1 pseudogene is annotated in these 1,236 nt (G+C 58.3%); it reads right to left on the reverse strand.

What is annotated here, in order from left to right:
- Positions 1 to 611 precede the first annotated feature (611 nt).
- Positions 612 to 1,236: pseudogene (locus RhoBH5_RS32550) on the reverse strand (DNA topoisomerase III); the annotation flags it as partial.

Here is a 1,236-nt window from a genome sequence, read left to right on the forward strand (position 1 = left end):
TCAACTGCTTCGTGGCCGGATACAGGAAAGCTTCTATCGCAGACAGCTCACGCGGAACAATGTTCTCGCTCATCGTCTTGCCCTTCACTCGTCAAAAAGTGTCGCGGTACTCGAATGGCGGAGCACCGCCTGAACGAAGCCAGGTGACCCACCCGGCTGGTCGTCAGTACCGCCGGGTGGGTCCAGCGCGCCCAGCAGTGGGGAGGGCTGGGCGCACGATGGGGAGCGCTTCACGCCCGGGTAACAGGTTCTGGAATCCCGCTCAGCAGAAGGCGGTGTGGCCCCACACGTTTCACCGACTCGCAGAATGGGTCAATACCGCAATATAGGTAGCTCGCCAGCCTCTATCGTGGAGAAAACTTCGAAACGATCAGCTTAGTGGAATCATGAAACTAAATGGAATATCTGCAACGAATTCCATTGAATCGATAACGGTATTGACGAGAAAGTATTCCATGTAAATAAAGCTCCTACTGTCGACGATCTTGCCATACATCTGTGGCACGTCGAACATTAGGTGCGTCTTGCCGAACAAGACCAGGGGCAAAGGTCCCAATAATGAAATATGTTGCAGGACAACATTTTCAGCGACCCACTCTGCCCCGCTCAGGCTACCTGCTGGTTTTGCGTTTGCCGGGCTTTGTCTTGGGCTTGGGCGAACGGGCGTCGAACTTCGGCCTGAAGCCCACATACGGGTACTTGTCCTCGCCCTTCTCCACCACTCCGGACTCCAGCCTGCCCTTGCAGGTGAACCGCTTCCCGGCCTTGCTTGTCGCCGTGATCTGGATGGTCCGACCAGCCACCAGCGCCGCCACCTCTGCGTCCGTGAACCTGTGCCCGCAGAAGACGCGCTTCGCGGTGGTGACCACGGCGTCGCCATGGGTGAAATGCAATGCCGGCGGAAGGGCGATGTTCTCGACTGATGCCCGCATCGCTCCGGCTTTGAGCATCCGCTCTGTGAGTTCGGCCGGCAACCTGCTTGCGTTCGTCTTCATCTTCTCGAGGTCGTGGCGCACCAAGTCCTCGACCAGGGCGAGAAAGTCGGGTGCCGCTGCCGTACCCGCCTCGACCTGGGCCATCTGCTCGAAGACTTTCTCGGTGATACTCAGGTCACCGATGCGCGTACCGGGCAGAATCCGGTGGTTGAGTTCACCGACCTCACTGAGGGTGACCTTTCCGCGCTTCTCGATCATCAACGCCTTACCGGTCGCGTTGTTGGTGACTTCCGCGTAGGTG

The organism is Rhodococcus sp. BH5 (assembly GCF_027583855.1).
Classification (GTDB): domain Bacteria; phylum Actinomycetota; class Actinomycetes; order Mycobacteriales; family Mycobacteriaceae; genus Rhodococcus_F; species Rhodococcus_F qingshengii.